This window comes from Ferrovibrio sp. GW821-FHT12B10 (assembly GCF_058807515.1).
In genome coordinates, this window is the sequence record NZ_JBXAQT010000001.1 from 1,412,456 (window position 1) to 1,430,222 (window position 17,767).

20 protein-coding genes are annotated in these 17,767 nt (G+C 65.5%); 5 read left to right on the forward strand and 15 right to left on the reverse strand.

Annotation, left to right across the window (positions count from 1 at the left end):
• Positions 1–130: 130 nt before the first annotated feature.
• Both AC1RRT_RS07170 and AC1RRT_RS07175 read left to right on the forward strand, forming a co-directional pair.
• Complete coding sequence (locus AC1RRT_RS07170) at positions 131–1,177, forward strand: AraC family transcriptional regulator (protein ID WP_493013088.1); 1,047 nt, start codon at positions 131–133, stop codon at positions 1,175–1,177.
• Positions 1,174–1,524, forward strand: a complete 351-nt coding sequence (locus AC1RRT_RS07175) for a PIN domain-containing protein (protein WP_493013089.1) — start codon at positions 1,174–1,176, stop codon at positions 1,522–1,524. Before AC1RRT_RS07170 ends, AC1RRT_RS07175 begins: the two co-directional genes overlap by 4 nt.
• Here AC1RRT_RS07175 and AC1RRT_RS07180 read toward each other — a convergent pair.
• From AC1RRT_RS07180 to AC1RRT_RS07195, 4 genes are read right to left on the reverse strand one after another with little or no spacing between them, the layout of a single operon-like run.
• On the reverse strand, positions 1,521–1,946 hold the full coding sequence (locus tag AC1RRT_RS07180) for a hypothetical protein (protein ID WP_493013090.1): 426 nt from the start codon (positions 1,944–1,946) through the stop codon (positions 1,521–1,523). The two genes, AC1RRT_RS07175 and AC1RRT_RS07180, sit on opposite strands and share 4 nt — an antisense overlap.
• 37 nt (positions 1,947–1,983) lie before the next feature.
• A complete protein-coding gene (locus AC1RRT_RS07185) occupies positions 1,984–2,700 on the reverse strand; it encodes a bactofilin family protein (RefSeq protein ID WP_493013091.1) in 717 nt (238 codons plus the stop codon).
• Between the two features lie 47 nt (positions 2,701–2,747).
• Positions 2,748–3,431: an EI24 domain-containing protein gene (locus tag AC1RRT_RS07190; RefSeq protein ID WP_493013092.1), complete on the reverse strand. Its 684-nt coding sequence runs from the start codon at positions 3,429–3,431 to the stop codon at positions 2,748–2,750.
• Positions 3,432–3,440: 9 nt separating this feature from the next.
• The gene (locus tag AC1RRT_RS07195) at positions 3,441–4,892 is read right to left on the reverse strand and encodes an amidase (protein ID WP_493013093.1); all 1,452 of its coding nucleotides are present in this window, start codon (positions 4,890–4,892) and stop codon (positions 3,441–3,443) included.
• 65 nt (positions 4,893–4,957) lie between these two features.
• On the opposite strand from AC1RRT_RS07195, the gene AC1RRT_RS07200 reads away from it, so the two are divergent.
• On the forward strand, positions 4,958–5,950 hold the full coding sequence (locus tag AC1RRT_RS07200; protein WP_493013094.1) for an adenosine kinase: 993 nt from the start codon (positions 4,958–4,960) through the stop codon (positions 5,948–5,950).
• A gap of 217 nt (positions 5,951–6,167) precedes the next feature.
• On the opposite strand, the gene AC1RRT_RS07205 is transcribed toward AC1RRT_RS07200, so the two are convergent.
• From AC1RRT_RS07205 to rpe, 4 genes are read right to left on the reverse strand one after another with little or no spacing between them, the layout of a single operon-like run.
• The gene (locus AC1RRT_RS07205) at positions 6,168–6,665 is read right to left on the reverse strand and encodes a HutD/Ves family protein (RefSeq protein ID WP_493013095.1); all 498 of its coding nucleotides are present in this window, start codon (positions 6,663–6,665) and stop codon (positions 6,168–6,170) included.
• 10 nt (positions 6,666–6,675) lie between these two features.
• Positions 6,676–7,242 carry a HutD/Ves family protein gene (locus AC1RRT_RS07210; RefSeq protein WP_493013096.1) on the reverse strand — a complete coding sequence of 189 codons (567 nt, stop codon included), beginning with the start codon at positions 7,240–7,242 and terminating at the stop codon, positions 6,676–6,678.
• Positions 7,218–8,870 carry a heparinase II/III family protein gene (locus AC1RRT_RS07215; RefSeq protein ID WP_493013097.1) on the reverse strand — a complete coding sequence of 551 codons (1,653 nt, stop codon included), beginning with the start codon at positions 8,868–8,870 and terminating at the stop codon, positions 7,218–7,220. Before AC1RRT_RS07215 ends, AC1RRT_RS07210 begins: the two co-directional genes overlap by 25 nt.
• Before the next feature lie 6 nt (positions 8,871–8,876).
• The gene (gene rpe / locus AC1RRT_RS07220; protein WP_493013098.1) at positions 8,877–9,551 is read right to left on the reverse strand and encodes a ribulose-phosphate 3-epimerase; all 675 of its coding nucleotides are present in this window, start codon (positions 9,549–9,551) and stop codon (positions 8,877–8,879) included.
• Between the two features lie 153 nt (positions 9,552–9,704).
• Here rpe and AC1RRT_RS07225 point away from each other — a divergent pair, with 153 nt between their 5' ends.
• The gene (locus AC1RRT_RS07225) at positions 9,705–11,021 is read left to right on the forward strand and encodes an RsmB/NOP family class I SAM-dependent RNA methyltransferase (RefSeq protein WP_493013099.1); all 1,317 of its coding nucleotides are present in this window, start codon (positions 9,705–9,707) and stop codon (positions 11,019–11,021) included.
• Here the strand turns inward: AC1RRT_RS07225 and AC1RRT_RS07230 are convergent.
• The 5 genes from AC1RRT_RS07230 to AC1RRT_RS07250 form a co-directional block, all read right to left on the reverse strand.
• The gene (locus AC1RRT_RS07230; RefSeq protein ID WP_493013100.1) at positions 10,999–11,274 is read right to left on the reverse strand and encodes a DUF2798 domain-containing protein; all 276 of its coding nucleotides are present in this window, start codon (positions 11,272–11,274) and stop codon (positions 10,999–11,001) included. The two genes, AC1RRT_RS07225 and AC1RRT_RS07230, sit on opposite strands and share 23 nt — an antisense overlap.
• A 21-nt stretch (positions 11,275–11,295) precedes the next feature.
• Positions 11,296–12,576, reverse strand: coding sequence for a TRAP transporter large permease (locus AC1RRT_RS07235; protein WP_493013101.1), 1,281 nt, complete (start codon positions 12,574–12,576; stop codon positions 11,296–11,298).
• Positions 12,573–13,094: a TRAP transporter small permease gene (locus AC1RRT_RS07240; RefSeq protein ID WP_493013102.1), complete on the reverse strand. Its 522-nt coding sequence runs from the start codon at positions 13,092–13,094 to the stop codon at positions 12,573–12,575. Before AC1RRT_RS07240 ends, AC1RRT_RS07235 begins: the two co-directional genes overlap by 4 nt.
• A gap of 68 nt (positions 13,095–13,162) precedes the next feature.
• Entirely contained in the window at positions 13,163–14,140 is a 978-nt protein-coding gene (locus AC1RRT_RS07245) for a TRAP transporter substrate-binding protein (RefSeq protein ID WP_493013103.1), read from the reverse strand.
• A gap of 128 nt (positions 14,141–14,268) precedes the next feature.
• On the reverse strand, positions 14,269–15,435 hold the full coding sequence (locus AC1RRT_RS07250) for a mandelate racemase/muconate lactonizing enzyme family protein (RefSeq protein ID WP_493013104.1): 1,167 nt from the start codon (positions 15,433–15,435) through the stop codon (positions 14,269–14,271).
• 102 nt (positions 15,436–15,537) lie between these two features.
• On the opposite strand from AC1RRT_RS07250, the gene AC1RRT_RS07255 reads away from it, so the two are divergent.
• Positions 15,538–16,413 (forward strand): LysR family transcriptional regulator, encoded by an 876-nt coding sequence (locus AC1RRT_RS07255; RefSeq protein WP_493013105.1) that lies wholly within the window; start codon positions 15,538–15,540, stop codon positions 16,411–16,413.
• On the opposite strand, the gene AC1RRT_RS07260 is transcribed toward AC1RRT_RS07255, so the two are convergent.
• Complete coding sequence (locus AC1RRT_RS07260) at positions 16,399–17,160, reverse strand: sulfite exporter TauE/SafE family protein (RefSeq protein WP_493013106.1); 762 nt, start codon at positions 17,158–17,160, stop codon at positions 16,399–16,401. The genes AC1RRT_RS07255 and AC1RRT_RS07260 overlap by 15 nt on opposite strands.
• An 8-nt stretch (positions 17,161–17,168) precedes the next feature.
• Positions 17,169–17,753 (reverse strand): cysteine hydrolase family protein, encoded by a 585-nt coding sequence (locus tag AC1RRT_RS07265; RefSeq protein ID WP_493013107.1) that lies wholly within the window; start codon positions 17,751–17,753, stop codon positions 17,169–17,171.
• Positions 17,754–17,767: the final 14 nt, after the last annotated feature.

Below are 17,767 nucleotides of genomic sequence, written 5' to 3' on the forward strand. Positions count from 1 at the left end.
CCTCCCTGCCGGCTGTGGTTGTTCCCGCCGGCTTGCTGCGGCATTCTGGGGCCAAACCGGCCGGGAGGCGATGGCGCAACGCGACAGGGCATTGTCGTTCCGCGCCAGCCCGCCGGCCCCTGAGGACGCAATGACGGATACCGGGCCTGAGGATTGGTCGCGCAGCGTGGCGGCGGGCTATGTGCGCACCCTGCTGGATGCGGTGCAGGCACATGGCCATCGTGCTGCTGCACCGGCCATGATTCTGGCCGAAGCCGGGCTGCCAGCCGGGCTTCTCGATGGCCCGGCTCCGCGCCTGCCCCATGACGCGGTCTCGAATATCTGGCTCGCCGCCCAGCGGCTGACCGGCGATACGGCGCTCGGCCTGCATGTGGGCGAGCAGGCGCGGCCGGGCTCCTTCGATGCGCTGGGCCAGCTCCTGATGAATTGTGAGAGCTTACGCGAGGCGGCCACCCAGGCCGAACGCTTCGCGCCGCTGGTCGGCGGCGGCGGGCGGTTCGCGGCGCGCGACGAAGGCAGCGCTATCCGGCTGCTGTATCTGCCCTTCGATCCTGACTGGCCCTGCCGGCGGCAGCGCGTGGAAGCGGTGCTCACGGCGACACTCACCTTCACACGCTGGCTCTGCGGCCAGGCGATCCTGCCGCAGGCGGTGCGTTTCCGCCACGAGGCGCCCGCCAGCCTGGAGGAACACCGCCGCATCTTCGGGCCGGTGACTATTATCTTCGGGGCAGAGGATGACTCGCTGTTGCTCTCCGAGGAGGTGCTGGCACTGCCGGTGCGGCAGGCCAATGCCGGGCTGAAGTCGGTGCTGTCGGGCTATGCGCAGGCCGAGCTATCGCGCCTGAACGATGGCGGCGATGCGTTGCTGCGCGACCTGGCCGACTGCCTCCGCGCGGCTTTCGCGGGTGACACACAGCCCGGCATCGAGGGCGCGGCAACCGCCTTACGCATGACGCCGCGCACCCTGCAGCGCCGGCTGGCCGAGCGCGGCACCAGCTTTCAGGCGGAAGTGACCAGCCTGCGCTGTGCGCTGGCGAAAGACCTGCTGCGCGACGCGGAGCGCAGCGTGCCGGCAATCGCGGCGCGGCTGGGCTTTGCCGATGTCGCCAACTTCCATCGTGCCTTCAAGAGCTGGACCGGGCAAACGCCGGCGGAATGGCGTAAAAGCGCGCCATGACCCGCGTGATGTTCGACAGCAACGCCTTCGATGCCGCGCTGGCGCATGACGACGCCGAGAGAATCCTGGCTGCAGACATCACCATCGTGATCACTTCCGTGCAGACGGAAGAGCTGCACCAGATCGCCGATGCGACGCGGCGGCAGAGGCTGTTCGATTTATTGCATCAGCTGAAGGCACAGCGCGTGCCAGCTGTAGAGTTGCCGATGGATGCCTCGCGCGATGCGGTGATCGCAGCCACGGCGGCGCAGCATTGCGATCTGCTGGTGACCGACGACACAGGGATAACGCAATCGGGCCTGCGTGTGCTGACCTACGCCGCCTTCAGAAGGGAATTTCTGTCTTAGGAAACCGGACGGCCGGGCTGCGGGGTTTTCAGCAGAGCGGCAAGGCAGTCGCTGTCATCCACGGTCTGGCCACGCACGCGGCTCAAGACCTGGGCATGGCTGACGCGCAGCCGCGCGGCGGCATCATCGGGATAGAGGAACAGCAGCAGCGTGCAGCGCGGCGCCTCGGCCTGGTACTGCCAGACTTCGCCCGGCGGTTCGCGGCGCAGCGTGGTCGGTGTGCCGAACAGCGCGCGCGCCTCGGCCTCGGACTTGCGCACCACATCGGCCGACACGGCGCGGCGGGGGGGATCGTTGGGCCGGGCATGGACCAGCGAAAGGTCGAGCACCTCGCCGGATGCGGCGGGCCCGGCGGAACGGCCGCCGCAGGCCGCCAGGGCGAGCGGCAGGATGAGGGCAAAAAGAATGCGCGGCGTTTTCACGCCGCGCAGCTTAAACAGACGTGAGGCGGAAGAAAAGTTATTCAGCCGCCGCGGATGACGAAGATGTGCGGCCCGCCGCCACGGTCTGCACCGTGCCGGAGATTTCGCCACCGCATTCGATCTCGACCTGGCCATAGGCGATCTCGCCCGAGACCTTGCCCGAGCCGCGGATGAGCAGGCGGCCGCGCACGCTCAAGCGACCCTCGAAGCGGCCGCGGATTTCGGCCTCGTCCACTTCGGCGGAACCCTTGAACTGGCCGCTCTCGGTGATCTCGACGAAACGGCTGTCGGTGAGCTGGGCTTCGACGCGGCCTTCGACGACGACCTTGTCGCAGGCGGTGATCTGGCCGGTCAGGCTGATTTCGCGGCCGATGAGCAGAACCTTCGGCTCGGCATTGCTGGACGACTGCGAGCCGCTCGCCGGCGCGGCGCCAGCCGTGGCCTGCACGACGGCCTTGGGCGCCAGGTCGACCGGGCGCTTGGCGATTTCGGGGCGGAAGGTCGGGGTCGGTGCGGTTGGTTCGGTCATGGCGGAAGCTCCAGCGGTAGCGGATACGGCGGTGGGTGCAGTGGGTAGGACCGGCTTGCCAACGGCGCGCAGGTGACTGGGCATCGGCGGCAGCTCGTCATCGACCGCCTTGATCGGCGTCGGCGCTGCGGCCGGCGCTGCAGCCGTTTCGGGCTGCTTCAGCTCCAGCTCGGGCGCCGGCGGGAAAGCGGCGCTCTCGGTACTCGGTTTCTTGCGACCAAACATGCGCGGTACTCCTCCGATCCGTCCAGCAGCCTGTTACTGCCGGCGTGTTAAGGCCGTTCCGTCGTCCGTAACCGTTTGTAGACGTGAACCATGAACGCGGTTGCTACTATCGGGACGAGAAAGTTTACCAGCGGAATGGTTAACAGAAGAACAATAAGCACGCCGCAGAGCCAGACGTCGCCCCGCTTCTGGCGGCGCAGCCGGTCGGCATCGGAGCGTGGCAGGTAGCGGAAGGCCACCAGCTCGAAATATTCCCGCCCGACCAGCCAGCCGTTCACCAGCAGCGATAGCATGAAGGACAGCGGCGGGAAGAACAGCAGCACGGCGTAGATGGGCAGCAGCAGGCCGTTGATCAGCAGCACGGTGCCGAGGAAGCGCAACGCGCTGCCCAGCGCCGGCCAGAAGCTGAGCGGGCGGCCGGGCGCCTCGCCCAGGTAATAGCGCTGCTCCACCGCATCGGCGATGTCGTCGAGGAACAAGCCGATCGCGGCCGTCATCACGGCCGGGAACAGCAGCATCATGCCGAGGAAGAAGCCGAGCGCCGACAGCGTGCCGATCAGCCAGTCGAGCCAGGTCTGCTGGGTGTCGGGCAGCAGCAGTAGCGCCGACCACAGGCCGACGGCCAGCAGGCCGAAGACCACCATGCTGATCAGCAGCGACTTGACCAGCACGCGCTGGAAGGCCGGATCGGGCAGTTGCGAGAGTGCGCGGCTGAAGGAGCTTGCGATCATGGCAGCGCTCTAGTCCGGACTGCCGTTGATCGGATCGAGCGGTACCTTGCCGCTCAGGCCGAGCGTGGCTTCGAGCACCGCACTGAAGGCTAAGAGTTCGGCCTCGCCGCGCGGCCGCGCCACGATCTGCAACCCAACCGGCAACCCTTTGCGCGTGACACCGCAGGGAATCGAAATCGCCGGCGTGCCGGTGATGGTGATCGCGAAAGTGAGCACCAGCCAGGAGATATAGGTATCGAACTTGCGGCCGGCGACTTCTTCCAGATAGCGCTTGCGATGATCGAAGGGCGGCGCCACGCAAGTGGGCAGCACCAGAAAATCGTTCTTCTCGAAGAAGGCCGCCACGCGATTGTAGATCAGGCCCTGCACACGCATGGCCTCGGCGCGCTCGACGCCGGTGAGCTTCAAGCCCTTCTCGGCATTCCAGATCACCTCCGGTTTGACCAGATCCTGCTTGTCCTTGATCTTGGGCCAAACGGTGGTTGCGAAATTCGACGCGCGCAATGTCTGGAAACACTCTTCCGCCCCGCTGAAATCCGGCACGTCCTCGCTGACCGCAGCGCCCAATGCCTCGATCCGCTTCACCGCGGCTTCGCACAGGCTGAGGACTTCCGGATCGACCGGCGACAGACCGAGGTCCGGCGACCAGCCGACACGACAGCCACTAGCAAACCGACTCGGAAGCCGCCCAGTGACCATGGCGTGATCGACCGACGCAACGAAGCTGCGCTCTGGCGCGGGGATCGACAGCGGATCACGCGGATCGAACCCGCTCATCGCATCGAGCATCAGCGCGCAGTCGCCGACATTGCGCGCCATCGGGCCATAGACCGACAGCGGATCGAACGGCAGGGCGCGCGGACCGAAGGCCACGCGCCCAGGCGACGGGCGCAATCCCACCACGCCGGTGAAGCTGGCCGGAATGCGCAAAGACCCGCCGAGATCGGAGCCATCGGCGAGCCAGACCTCGCCGGCCGCGAGGCAGGCCGCAGCACCGCCCGAGGATCCCGCCGGCGTGGTCGACGTGTTCCACGGATTGGTGGTGGTGCCGAAGACATCATTGAAGGTCTGCGAGCCGGCGCCGAATTCGGGCGTGTTCGACTTGGCGACGATCAGCGCGCCGTTACTTTCCAGCCGTTCGACCGACCAGCCGGATTTGGTCGGCACATGGTCGGCGAAGATCCGGCTGCCCTGGGTGGAGCGCACACCGGCCACATCGACCAAGTCCTTGGTGGCGATCGGCAGGCCGTAGAGGTAGCCCGGCGGGGCCGGATCGGGCGGCACCAGCTTGGCGGCCAGCGCCCGGGCGCGGTCCAGGCAGAGCGTGGGCAGGGCGTTGATCTGGGGCTCGACCGCCGCGATGCGGGCGGCCGCTGCGTCGATCAGCTCCGCCGGGGTCACCTCCCGCTTTTTCAGGGCCGCCACGGCCTGGCGGGCGGTCATCCGGATCAACGCGTCCATATTTGCCTTCCTTCTGTCGATTGTTTACAGAGTAACGGCATTCACCCTCATCCGGAAAGACGCCAATGACTGCTCCCCGCAACAACGTCCTCGCCATCGGCAACGCCATCGTCGATGTGCTGGCACGGGTGGACAACCATTTCCTCGATGAACATGGCATGCCCAAGGGCGGCATGACCCTGATCGACGGCGGTCGCGCCGAGCAGCTGTACAACGCCATGCCCGAGCGCGTCGAAGCCTCGGGCGGTTCGGCCGCCAACACTGCCGCCGGCCTCGCCGCACTGGGCGGCACGGTGCAGTTCATCGGCCGCGTGCGCAACGACCAGTTGGGCGTCAGCTTCACCAGCGACATCCGCAAGCTGGGCGTGCAATACGACACGCCGGCCGCCACCGAAGGCGCCTCGACCGCGCGCTGCCTGATCATGGTGACGCCCGATGCGCAGCGCACCATGAACACCTATCTGGGCGCCAGCATCGACCTGACGCCCGACGACATCGACGCGAATGCCGTGAATGCCGCGGAAATCGTGTATCTGGAAGGCTATCTGTGGGACCAGCCCAAGGCGAAGGACGCCATGCGCAAGTCCATCTCGCTGGCGCATGACGCCGGCCGCAAGGTGGCGATGTCGCTCTCGGACAGCTTCTGCGTCGACCGTCACCGCGCGGAATTCATGCATCTGGTCGAACATCACATCGACATCCTCTTCGCCAACGAGGCCGAGATCACCGCGCTCTACCAGGTGCAGGATTTCGACGCGGCGCTGCAGCATGTGCGCGGCCATGTCGATGTCGCAGCCCTCACCCGTTCGGAAAAAGGCTCGGTGATCATCGCCGGCGAGGCCGTGCATATCATCGATGCCGTGAAGGGCGTGAAGGTGATCGACACCACCGGTGCGGGCGACCTGTACGCGGCCGGTTTCCTCTACGGCTTCACCCATGATTTCGACCTGCATCAGGCCGGCACGCTGGGCTCGCTCTGTGCCGCAGAAGTGATCGCCCATATCGGCCCGCGCCCGGCCGCGCCGCTGAAGCCGCTGGTCGCCAAGGCAAAGGGTTAAGGGCTTCGTTTTCGTTCGTTTGGCGTCGCTGGCGTTCGTTTGCGTTCGTTTTGCTTCGTTTCCGTTCGTTCGGCTTCGTTTCCGTTCGTTTCGGCTCGTTTGCGTTCGTTTGGCTTCCCGCCGGATTTGAACAGCCCGCCGATCTCAAGGCATAAGCCACTGTTTTCGCTCAGGTTAATCACCTGAGCGAAGCGCTAAATAGAACATATAGGAAACATCAGCCGGAAATCAACAGCCGCATGACGCGATCCGGGCTGAGCCGGATCAGCATGGCACCGGGCCGGCGCAGGGCATGGCCGTCGGGCGGAGCATCAGGCGTGGGGGCATCGACGCTGATGGCGACACTGAGGCTCTTATGCGCCATCACATTGAGATCGACACAGGGGCCGTCGAGCAGGCGGCACTGCGTCGCCAGGCCGCCGTCGAAGCGATGCGGCACGAAAGGCCGGTTCACCACCAGCGCGCGGCCGCCGGGAAAGCCGAGTTCGAAGCCGTTGCCGCTGAGCAGCGTGATCCAGCGCGTGACATGCGGAAAAGCCGAGAAGGGTCCATCCTGATCGATCTGCGCCCGGCTGATGCGCCAGCTGAAGGTATCCATCGACGCGCCCGGCGGATACACGGCGATCTCGGTGGTGACGCCACCGCCATTCTTCCACGGCCGCGCCGGCAGCGCGGCCAGGTCGATCAGCCCCATTTCGATTGCATCATCGCTCATTGGCCACCGCTCATTGGTCGGCATCCGCGGTCAGCACATGGTTGGCATCAAGGCGCACGGCAACGCCGGAGCTCGATACCGCCGCATGGCCGCGCGAGGGGATCGGCTGCGTGCTGCGCGCGATATTGACGCGCATCACCATGTCCCTGCGCGCCATCACGTTGATCACCGTGCAAACCTGCCCGCGTTTCAGCCGGCACATCGCCTTGAGATCGCCGGGAAAGGTGAAAACGCGATGCGGCACCAGATCGAAGCCGGTGCCGTCGGAAAAATCGATGCGGCCACCCGGCCCCTCCATCAGCGCGATCCAGCGATTGACGTCGGGAAACACCGAGAAGGGCCCTTCGCGGTCAATCACCGCACGGCTAACGCGCCAGCGGAAATTCTCCAGCGTCGCGCCGACCGGACCGATGGCGATTTCAGTGGTGACGCCGCAGCCATTCTTCCACGGCTGCGACGGCAGCGAGGCGAGGCTGAGCAGCTGGCTGTCGGTGGCCGCGCCGGGGCCGGCCTGCTGACCCTCGGTCAGCACATGCACCGGTCCGAACTTGCCTAGTTTATTTTTGTAAGGGCCCATTTGAACACCAGGGCATCCGTGCCGGCCGATCCGGTCATGACAATCTGCTGGGTACGGCGCGCTTCGCCAGCCAAGCCAAAATAGATGCTGTCTTCCAGGCGCACCATGCCCCCTGCGCCGCGCCAGCGCCAGCCCTGGCCGCTGCACGCTTTCAGAATAACCGTGTCGCCGCTGCCAATCAGGGAGGCGTGAACGGACGGATGCAAATGCAGGCGCAGCGTGGCCTCGGCCGGCATGCCGGCTGCTTCGGTGACGATATCCTCGCCGCGCAGATCCTCGCCGCCCGCCGCCAGATAGAGGCGGCGGCGGTGAATACGATTGTGGCTGGCATGCCAGCCGTCATGTTCGGCCTCGAACCAGATCGCGCCGTCGAGTTCGTTGCGCGTCACCGTGACTGCAGCCGTCAGCGCCGGCTCGCACAGCTTTCCATTGACCGGGCCAAGGCTGAGCGTGCTATGCGCGGCGATACCGCTGAGCGCAACCGCCCAGCTGCCGCTGACCTGGCGCGCGGCGCCGCAATTGACGATCAGGCGATCCTTGCCATGGCTGAATTCCGCCGAGAGCAGGCCGCGATGCGGCTGCGGCGCCATGCCGACCGGCGTCGGACCGGCATCGAGCAGCAGCAGCGCGCGTTTGGCGGCGGCGCGCTCGTAGCGGCTGTGGCTGGCAGAACTGAGCGGCTTGCCGCGCGCCTCCGACAGATCGAGCGTGAGGTCGATCTGCGATGGCAGCTCTTCTTCCGATCCATGGAACAGCGCCAGCCCGCCATCGCCGTGGCGGAAAAAGCGCAGCATCGGCGCCATGCGGTCCAGCATGATCTGCAACGGGCCGGCGCGTTCGGGATCGACGGCGCTTAAGAAACGCCACAGCGCGATCACATCGCGGGTCAACCGCAGCAGCGCGGAAGGATTGCGCGAGACATGGCCGCCATCGGCGAAGACCTGTGCCTCCAGGCTGTCGCAGAGTTCGCGCATGGCGGCGGCGCCGGCCTTGTCGCCCTCGCCCATCGCCTCGACGCCATAGACCAGGCCGAGCATGGCATGGAAGCGCGGCAGGCCAACCGGCGCATGCAGCGCGGCGCGGCCCAGATGGGCGCGATGGCGCGCGATACAGAGCAGGAAATCATGGGCGAAGCGCTCATCCGCGCCATCGAGCAGGAAATGCGCCGCCAGGATCCAGTGCGTGAGGCGGCGGCCGGCGACATCGACGCGCCAGGGCAGGCCATGGATGCGATCGTGTCTGGCGATCCAGTCGGCGGTGAGCGACCGCGCCATCTTGCGCGCCATGTCGCCGCCCTGCGCCGCGAAATCGCGCAGCCAGCCGAAACCATGCAGGCCGGCGGCCCAGGCGGCGAAATTCTGCGCATCGAGCCTGGCCTGATCGGCGGTCATCGCCCAGGGGGCGGCATGCGGCGAAACGATCTCGGCGCCGGCGAAGACGAAGCGGCCCTGGAACAGGCGATCGGCATTGGAGACTGTGCCGGGGAAACAATCATCAGGGAGCAGCGGCAATTCGAGCGGCGCCTTGCGCGGCAGCGTGATGCCATACAACCGCGTGCCATGCCACAGGCCGGCGAGATGCCGGCGCAGCTTGCTCGTCAGTGAGTCCTGCAGCAGGGCCGCAGTCACGTCAGCTCACTTGGTACGGGACGCGCGCACCCGCGCGATGTTGTCGGCATAGGCCGACGGGCCGCCCTGGAAGGTGGCGGTGCCAGCCACCAGCACATCGGCGCCGGCATCGACGGCAAGCTGCGCGGTTTCGGCATTGATGCCGCCGTCGACTTCCAGGTCGATGGCGCGACCGCTCTTGTCGATGGCGGCGCGCAGCGTCTTGATCTTGTCGAGCTGGGTATGAATGAACTTCTGGCCGCCAAAACCGGGGTTGACGCTCATCACCAGCACGAGATCGACCATGTCCAAGACCGACAGCGCGGCCTCGACCGGCGTGCCCGGATTGAGCGACAGCCCGGCCTTCTTGCCCAGCGAGCGGATGAGCTGCAGCGTGCGATGCACATGCGGGCCGGCTTCCGGGTGCACGGTGATGATGTCAGCGCCGGCTTCGGCGAATTGCGGGATGAAGGCATCGATGGGCGAAATCATCAGATGCACGTCGAAGACCTTTTTCGTGTGCTTGCGCAACGCGCCGACCACGCCTGGCCCGATGGTGAGGTTGGGCACGAAATGGCCGTCCATCACATCGATATGGATGTAATCGGCGCCGGCCTTGTCGATGGCGACGACTTCCGAACCCAGCTGGGCGAAGTCGGCCGAGAGGATTGACGGGGCGATTCGGGTGGGTTGCTGCGGCATAGTGCAGGCGTAGCAAATTTGGCCGCCGCCGCCAAGCAAGGGGCCGGGACCGAAGGGGGCACGTCCTGGTGAAACCCCGGATTCGTCACCCCGCCCATGACCCTTCAGGGCGAGTCGCTCGACTATGCGCTACCCCGGCGCTAGAACAGCGCCATGTCCGACACCCCCGATCAGTCTCTCGACCAGACGCCCCCGGCCCCGCCCACCGCGCGGCGAGTCGCCGCCAGCCTGCTGGACGGCGTGCTGGGCCATGGCCGGGCGCTCGACGATGCGCTGCTGGACGGCAAGAACGGCTTCCGCGAGCTGTCCGAGCGCGACCGCGCCTTCGTGCGCCGGCTGGTGGCGACCTGTTTACGGCGGCGCGGCCAGATCGATGGCGTCTTGCGCAAGTTCCTCACGCTCTGGCCCAAGGGCCTGCCACGCGAGGCGATGCGGCTGGGCGCGGCCGAGCTGCTGTTCCTCGATGCGCCGCCACATGCCGCTGTCGGCGAAGCCGTCAACCTGATGCATCCCGAGCAGAAGAAGCCGCGCGGCCTGATCAATGCCGTGCTGCGCAAGGTCGCCACCGAGGGTGCCGCCATCGTGGCGCAACAGGACGCTGCCAAGGCCAACACGCCGGACTGGCTCTGGCAGAGCTGGATCAACGCCTATGGCGAGGACGCCGCACGCGACATCGCCTTTGCGCATCTGAATGAAGCGCCGCTGGATATCAGCGTGAAGGACGATGCCGCAGGCTGGGCGGAAAAGCTGGAAGCCGAACTGCTGCCGAGCGGCAGCTTGCGCCGCGCCGCTGCCGGCGGCGTCGAAAGCCTGCCGGGTTTCGCCGAGGGCGCCTGGTGGGTGCAGGATGCGGCGGCTGCGCTGCCGGTGAAGATGCTGGGCGAAGTGAAGGCCAAACGCGTGGTCGATCTCTGTGCCGCACCCGGCGGCAAGACCGCGCAGCTCGCGGCATTGGGCGCGACGGTGACGGCGGTGGACCGCTCGGCCCAGCGCCTGCGCCGCCTGGAACAGAACATGACGCGGCTGCATCTGCAGGCCGAAGTGGTGGCCGCCGAGATCGCCGAATGGAACACTACGCGGCAATTCGATGCGGTGCTGCTGGATGCGCCCTGCTCGGCGACCGGCACCATCCGCCGCCATCCCGACCTGCCCTACCTGAAGGACGAGGCCGATGTGGCCAAACTGGCCGAACTGCAGCGCCGGCTGATTGCGAAGGCCTGGAGCCTGCTGGTGCCCGGGGGCCGCATGGTCTACTGCGTCTGCTCGCTGCAGCCCGAGGAAGCCGAATACCAGATCCGCCATCTGCTGGCCCTGCAAGGCGCAACACTGATACCGGCAGACGCAGCGGCGCTGCATCTGCCCTCGGAAGCCGTGGCCCATGACGGCGCGCTACGCACCCTGCCCTCGATGTGGGCGGGGCGCGGCGGCATGGACGGCTTTTTCGCCGTCAGTCTTCAGAAGGCGGCGTAAAGCCGACCGGTTCCACCGCCAGCGCGACGATGCGCCGCACCAGCGGCAGCACCACCATCATCACCGGAAACGCGATCATCCAGGACAGGCCCCAGGCCTGCATCCATTTGCCGACCACGCCATCGGCAAGGCCGATGCCGTTGATGGTGGAAATCCCGGAGACCACACAGGTCATCAGCAGCGACAGCAGGAAGGGTACGGCGATGGCGTTGAAGCGCGCCGGCAGCTTGCGGCGCGCGGGTTTCATTGTCATCTGGTTCATTGCAGGATCGCTTCACTTCAAGGCTTGGGGCAACCACGTGCTGATCTGCGGCACCAGGGTGATCAGGGCGAGCACGACCAGCTGCACCGCCAGCATCGGATAGAGTTCCTTGTTGAGCTCGCTGAGCCTGATCTTGGCCACCATCGCGGTGACGAACAGCAATCCGCCGACCGGCGGCGTGATCATGCCGATGGTGAGGTTGACGATCACCACGATGGCGAAATGGATCGGGTCGATGCCGAGCGCATAGGCCATCGGCGCCAGGATCGGCACCAGCACCATCACGCCGGGCAGCGGCTCGATGAAGATGCCGAACAGCAGCAGCAGGATATTGACCGCCAAGAGGAAGGTAAGCGGATCGAGGCCGAGGCTGCCGATCCACAGCGCCAGGCCCTGCGGAACCTTCAGGATGGTGAGCACCCAGGCAAAGGCCGAGCACATGGCGACGATCACCAGCACCGCCGCCGTCATGAAGGCGGCGCGCGCCAGGATGCCGGGCAGCATGGACCAGGTGAGCGTGCGGTAGACGAACATGCCGCAGACCAGCGCATAGAAGACGGCGATCACCGAGGCCTCGGTCGGCGTGAAGACGCCGCCATGGATGCCGACCACGATGATCACGGGAAGAACCAACGCCGGTAAAGCCCGCCATGTCGTGGCGATGATGGTCTTGAGATCGGGCGCCTGGCCTTCGCCGCGGAAATTGCGGGTGTGGCTGGCCCAGAAATTGTAGCCCATCAGCGCGCCCGAGATCAGCAGACCCGGGATGATGCCGGCGATGAACAGGTTCACCACCGAGACATTCTGATCCTGCAGCGCGTAGATGATCATGATGATCGACGGCGGAATGATCGGGCCGACAACGGCGGTGCTGGCGGTCAGCGCCGCCGCATAGGGCGCCGGATAGCCCGACTTGCGCATCATGCGGATCAGGATCGAGCCCGGACCGGCGGCATCGGCCAAGGCAGAGCCGCTGATGCCGGAGAAGAAAGTCAGCGTCAGGATGTTGGTATAGCCAAGGCCGCCGCGACGATGGCCGACGAACATGGCGGCAAAGCGCAGCAGCACTTCAGCGAGGGCTCCGCCCGTCATCAGTTCGGCCGCGAGCAGGAAGAAGGGCAGCGCCATCAGCGGGAAGCTGTCGACGCCGGTGAGCAGTTTCTGCGCCAGGCTGATCGGGAGAAGCCCGTTGGCCAGCATGGCGGCCAGGCTGGACATGCCGATGGCGAAGGCGACGGGAATGCCCAGTGCCAGCAGGACGATGAGGCTGCCGAAGAGGATCGCGGTGATCATACGGAGGCCGCCTGGTCGGGATCGAGATCGGCCGACTCTTCAAAGGCCTTGTCACTGACGAAACCGCTGGCCACTGCCAGCAGATGCCAGATGGTGAGGGCGAAGCCGACCGGGATGGCGGCGGCGATATAGCTGAACGGAATGTCGGTGACCGGCGTCGACTGCACGGAGGTGCGGTCGACAAAATCGATGCCGACCAGCACCATGACAACGCAGAAGCCCAGCATCAGCGCCACGATCAGCGCGCGCAGGATCTTGGCGCGCGGTTCGCCCAGGCCGGCCTGCAGCGTGTCGATCGCCATATGGCCGCCGAGCCTGAGCACCGGGCCTATTCCCAGATAGGTCAGCCAGATCATCAGGTAGCGCGCCACTTCCTCGGACCACAGGATCGAATCGCCGGTGGTATAGCGCAACACCACATTGGCAAAGACGATCACCGACATCACCGCCATGGCGATGATCAGGATCAGGCGATTGACCTGGAGGATGGCGCGGTCGATCTGACGCAACAGCAGCATGAGGGCTTCCCGAAATGAAACCGGGCGCAGCTGAAGCCGCGCCCGGGACTCTTACAAAAGGCGATGCGTTATTTGAAGTTGCGAATGGCTTCGATCTTGTCCTTGCCGAAGCGCTTGGCATATTCCTCGAACGCCGGCGCCAGCGCGGTCTGGAAGGCGGCGGTATCCACCTTCTCGACCACGGTCATGCCCGCGGCCTTCACATCGGCCACCGCCTTGGCTTCGACGCCATCGACCCAGGCGCGCATGTCCCTGGCGGCAATCCTGGCGGCATCCTGCACCGCCTTCTTGTCGGCATCATTCAGCTTGTCGAAGGTGCGCTTGGACATGATCAGGATGGCCGGCGAGTAGACATGGCGCGACAGCGTCAGATACTTCTGCACTTCCGGCAGCTTGGCGCTGACGATCACCGACATCGGATTTTCCTGGCCGTCGATGGTGCCCTGCTGCAGGCCCTGGATCACTTCCGGCCAGGCCATCGGCGTCGGGCTGGCGCCCAGCGTGCGGAACGCGGTCATGTGTACCGGATTCTCCATGGTGCGCAGCTTCAGCCCCTTCATGTCGGCCGGCGTGTTCACCGCATGCTTGGAGTTGGTGAGATGGCGGAAGCCCTGCTCGCCCCAGGCCAGGCCGACCAGGCCCTTGGCCGGGAACTTGGCGAGGATTTCCTGACCCGGCGCGCCATCCAGCGCGGCACGCGCATGGGCTGAGTCGCGGAACAGGAAAGGAATGTCCATGATGCCGGCTTCCGGCACGAAGTTGATCACCGGGCCCGACGACGTGACGACCATTTCCAGATTGCCGAGCTGCAGGCTCTCGATGGTCTCGCGTTCACCGCCCAGCGCGCTGGAGGGGAACTGCTCGACCTTGAAGCGGCCGGGCGCCAGCTTCTGCAGGTTATCGTTGAAGGAATTGGCGGCGACGCCGTAATGCGAGTTCGGCGCCAGCGCATAGGCGAGCTTGATGGTGGTCTGGGCGATAGCCGTACCCGCGAAGGTGGTCGCGACGGCAATGGCGGCGGCAGCCAGCAGATGGGAATGGCGCATGGTAAGTCTCCGGTGTTTCCTCTGGCAGCGGGTCATCGCCCGCCGCCTTATGCACCAGAGGGTGCCGGGTAGTTCGTAGACTGTCAATCGCCCCGCGAGCGGTCCCGCGGAGCGAAAGTTACGCAGGCTTAATCCAGCAAGCCCTTCATGACCTTGTAGAGTTCGGCCTTGGCCTCGAAACCGACGCCGGGAATCTGCGGCAAAGAAACATAGCTGTCGTTCACCGCGATGCCGTCGGCGAAACCGCCGAAGGGCTTGAACACATCGGGGTAGCTCTCGTTGCCGCCCAGATGCAGACCGGCCGCGATATTGAGCGACATCTGGTGGCCGCCATGCGGCACCACGCGCCGGCTGGACCAGCCATGCTCTTTCAGCACATCCAGCGTGCGCAGGTATTCGACCAGACCGTAAGAGAGCGCGCAGTCGAACTGCAGGAAATCGCGATCCTTGTTCATGCCGCCGAAACGGATCAGGTTGCGCGCATCCTGATGCGAGAAGAGGTTCTCGCCCGTCGCCATCGGCTTGTCGTAATGCTTGCCGAGCTCGGCCTGCAGCGCGTAATCCAGCGGATCGCCTACTTCCTCATACCAGAAGAGATTGTAAGGCCTGATCGCGTCGCCGTATTCGATCGCGGTCTTGATGTCGAAGCGGCCATTCACATCAACGCAGAGATTCTGGCCATCGCCGACGATCTTCAACACCGCCTCGATGCGCTTGAGATCATCTTTCAGCGGCTCGCCGCCGATCTTCATCTTGACGACACGATAGCCACGATCGCGATAGCTTTTCATCTCGTCCTGCAGGGCCGACAGGTCCTTGCCCGGATAGTAATAACCGCCGGCGGCATAGACCCAGACCTTGTCGTCGGCGACGCCACCGCGATAGCGGTCGGCCAAGAGGCGCCAGAGCGGCACGCCGGCGATCTTGGCCACGGCATCCCACACCGCCATGTCGAGCGTGCCGACCGCGACCGAACGCTCGCCGTGGCCGCCGGGCTTCTCGTTGCTCATCAGCACCTTCCAGATCGCAAAGGGATCCAGATTGTCATTCGTCTTGTCGATGAGCGTCTCGGGGTTGGCCTCCATCAGGCGCGGCAGGAAGCGCTCCCGCATTAGCGCGCCCTGACCGTAGCGGCCGTTGGAGTTGAAACCAAAGCCCACCACCGGCTTGCCATCGCGGATCACATCGGTGATCACGGCAACGACCGAGCAGGTCATCTTGGAGAAATCGATATAGGCATTGGCGATCGGCGAGGCGATCGAGGCGGTTTTTTCACGGACTTCGACAATACGCATATTTAGGCGGCTCCTGTGTCTATGGCCGGCATCCTAGGCGTGGACAGGAACCCGTGGCCAATGCCAAGTTCTGATCGCGCCATTCGTGGAAAGCATCGCCTTATGGAATTGAACTGGCTGGAGGATTTCCTCACGCTCGCGGAAACCGGCAATTTCAGCCGCGCCGCCGAGGCCCGCCATATGACCCAGCCGGCCTTCAGCCGCCGCATCCGCGCACTGGAGGACTGGGCCGGCGTCGGACTGTTCGACCGCTCGACCCAGCCGGTGAAACTGACCGCCGCCGGCGAGCAGTTCCTGCCCACTGTCCGCGATGTATTGCGGAAGCTGATGCAGGGCCGCGAGGAAGCGCGTCAAGCCGAGCAGGCCGAAACCGCGACGCTGACCTTTGCGGCCACGCAGGCACTGTCGCTCACCTACTTCCCCGACTGGCTGCGCAGCCTCGACATCGCCGCGCGCCTTGGCGCCATCCGCCTGATGTCGGGCAGCATGCAGGCCGGAGAGGAAGCGCTGATGGCGGGCCAGAGCCAGTTCCTGCTCTGCCATGGCCATGCCACCGTGATGAACCGCCTGACGCCCGACCGTTTCCAGCATCGCGTGCTGGCCGAGGATCGCCTGATCCCGGTGCGCGCGGCAGCAGCAGTGGATCATTCGCTGGATGCGGCTTCAGCCGCCTATCTGTCTTACGCGGAGGATTCAGGGCTGGGCCGTATCGTCACCGCCGTGCTGGCCCGCCGCAGCGCCGCGCCGGCGCTGAAGCCTGTGTTCATCTCGCCACTGGCCACCGTGCTGCAGGCGATGGCCAGAGATGGCCGCGGCCTCGCCTGGCTGCCGCAAAGCCTGATCGCCGATGACCTTGCGTCGAAAGCACTGATGCCGGCCGGCGATGACAGCTGGATCATCCCAGTCGAGATCAGACTGTACCGGGGGCGCGAACGCGCGACGAAGATCGCCGAGGATTTCTGGTCAGCCGTAAAGTAGACCGCTGGCGCCATCCCACAGCAGCTTGCAGGCCGTGACGACCAGTAGCCCATAGCAGATACGATAGAGCTGGCGCTGGTCCAGCCGCTCATGCAGGCGCCAGCCACCCCAGACGGCGAGCGGAATCACCGGCAAGCAGCAGGCCATCAAAATCCATACATCGACACCTGGCCGTGCCAGCCACAGCCACGGCCCGGCCTTCACGGCATTGGCGACGGTGAAGAACAGGCTGGTGGTGCCAGCCAGAACCATTTTCGACAACCCGAGCGGCAGCAGATACATGGCGAGCGGCGGGCCGCCGGCATGCGCCACCATCGTGGTGATGCCGGAGCAGAAGCCGGCAGCCAGGCCTTTCACGGGTTTGCGCGGCTGCACGCGCACCTCGCCGCCGCCCTTGAACCACAGGCCCGCGAACAGCAGCGTGATCAGCGCCATGGCGATCTCGATCACATGGCGATCCAGCACGCGCATCAGCACGGCCCCCGTCGCAATGCCCAACAGCAGCATGGGCAGCAGCAGTTTCAGATCGGGCTTCGACCAGGTGCTGGGCTTCCAGTAGCGCAGCGCAAACAGGTCGATGACGATGAACAGCGGCGCCAGCAGCGCACCGGCGGTGATCGGATCGAGACTGAGCGAGAGCAGCGGAATGCCGACGATAGCGAAGCCGCCGCCAAAGGCACCGCGCATGAAGGCGATCAGGGCCACGCCCGAAAGCGCGAGGAACAGCGGAAGAATATCGGGCAGCATGCCGGTTCTTACGTCAAAATTTCATCAGTCCGCTTCACCGTGGCATATTCGCCATGCAGGTTGGACAGAGCCATCAGATGCCACTCCTCGGCCGGCCGCATGACACCCAGATAATCCGCTTTATCGTAGGTGTAGCAGGCGTCGCCAGGAAGGATGACGTTAAAGCCCAGGCAAAATGCTGCGCGCACGGTGGCCTCCACCGAATTATTGGTACTGACGCCGATGATGACCAGATCATTGATGTCGCGCAGGCGCAGCCACCGCTCCAGGCCGCTATGGGCGAAGGCATCGTTGACGTTCTTCTCCATCCTGTGTTCGGACGCCAAAGGCTCGAAGCGGGGCTGGAACTCGCAGTTCGGCGAACCGGGCCAGAATGATCCCTCGGGCCGGCGCGACATGTGCCGCACATGCACGACCGGCCGCCCCTGCTCGCGCCAGACATGCAGCAGCCGCGCCATGTTGTCTTCTGCGCGAGGATTGTTTCTCGGCCCGGTATTCTCGGGCAGCATGCCGCGCTGCATATCGATGATGACGAGGGCGGCGTTGCTGTGCATGGAGCATCCCGGGAATGCGAAGGTGGGCAGCAGCCGCAACCTTAGCAGCTGGC

What these genes read in the sequence shown, in the direction of transcription:
- AC1RRT_RS07255 (WP_493013105.1), top strand. Translation starts at nt 15,538, where the DNA reads ATGGAATTGAACTGGCTGGAGGATTTCCTCACGCTCGCGGAAACCGGC.
- AC1RRT_RS07250 (WP_493013104.1), bottom strand. Translation starts at nt 15,435, where the DNA reads ATGCGTATTGTCGAAGTCCGTGAAAAAACCGCCTCGATCGCCTCGCCG.
- AC1RRT_RS07260 (WP_493013106.1), bottom strand. Translation starts at nt 17,160, where the DNA reads ATGCTGCCCGATATTCTTCCGCTGTTCCTCGCGCTTTCGGGCGTGGCC.
- rpe (WP_493013098.1), bottom strand. Translation starts at nt 9,551, where the DNA reads ATGCCGCAGCAACCCACCCGAATCGCCCCGTCAATCCTCTCGGCCGAC.
- AC1RRT_RS07240 (WP_493013102.1), bottom strand. Translation starts at nt 13,094, where the DNA reads ATGCTGCTGTTGCGTCAGATCGACCGCGCCATCCTCCAGGTCAATCGC.
- AC1RRT_RS07245 (WP_493013103.1), bottom strand. Translation starts at nt 14,140, where the DNA reads ATGCGCCATTCCCATCTGCTGGCTGCCGCCGCCATTGCCGTCGCGACC.
- AC1RRT_RS07230 (WP_493013100.1), bottom strand. Translation starts at nt 11,274, where the DNA reads ATGACAATGAAACCCGCGCGCCGCAAGCTGCCGGCGCGCTTCAACGCC.
- AC1RRT_RS07190 (WP_493013092.1), bottom strand. Translation starts at nt 3,431, where the DNA reads ATGATCGCAAGCTCCTTCAGCCGCGCACTCTCGCAACTGCCCGATCCG.
- AC1RRT_RS07175 (WP_493013089.1), top strand. Translation starts at nt 1,174, where the DNA reads ATGACCCGCGTGATGTTCGACAGCAACGCCTTCGATGCCGCGCTGGCG.
- AC1RRT_RS07205 (WP_493013095.1), bottom strand. Translation starts at nt 6,665, where the DNA reads ATGAGCGATGATGCAATCGAAATGGGGCTGATCGACCTGGCCGCGCTG.
- AC1RRT_RS07210 (WP_493013096.1), bottom strand. Translation starts at nt 7,242, where the DNA reads ATGGGCCCTTACAAAAATAAACTAGGCAAGTTCGGACCGGTGCATGTG.
- AC1RRT_RS07195 (WP_493013093.1), bottom strand. Translation starts at nt 4,892, where the DNA reads ATGGACGCGTTGATCCGGATGACCGCCCGCCAGGCCGTGGCGGCCCTG.
- AC1RRT_RS07200 (WP_493013094.1), top strand. Translation starts at nt 4,958, where the DNA reads ATGACTGCTCCCCGCAACAACGTCCTCGCCATCGGCAACGCCATCGTC.
- AC1RRT_RS07185 (WP_493013091.1), bottom strand. Translation starts at nt 2,700, where the DNA reads ATGTTTGGTCGCAAGAAACCGAGTACCGAGAGCGCCGCTTTCCCGCCG.
- AC1RRT_RS07170 (WP_493013088.1), top strand. Translation starts at nt 131, where the DNA reads ATGACGGATACCGGGCCTGAGGATTGGTCGCGCAGCGTGGCGGCGGGC.
- AC1RRT_RS07225 (WP_493013099.1), top strand. Translation starts at nt 9,705, where the DNA reads ATGTCCGACACCCCCGATCAGTCTCTCGACCAGACGCCCCCGGCCCCG.
- AC1RRT_RS07235 (WP_493013101.1), bottom strand. Translation starts at nt 12,576, where the DNA reads ATGATCACCGCGATCCTCTTCGGCAGCCTCATCGTCCTGCTGGCACTG.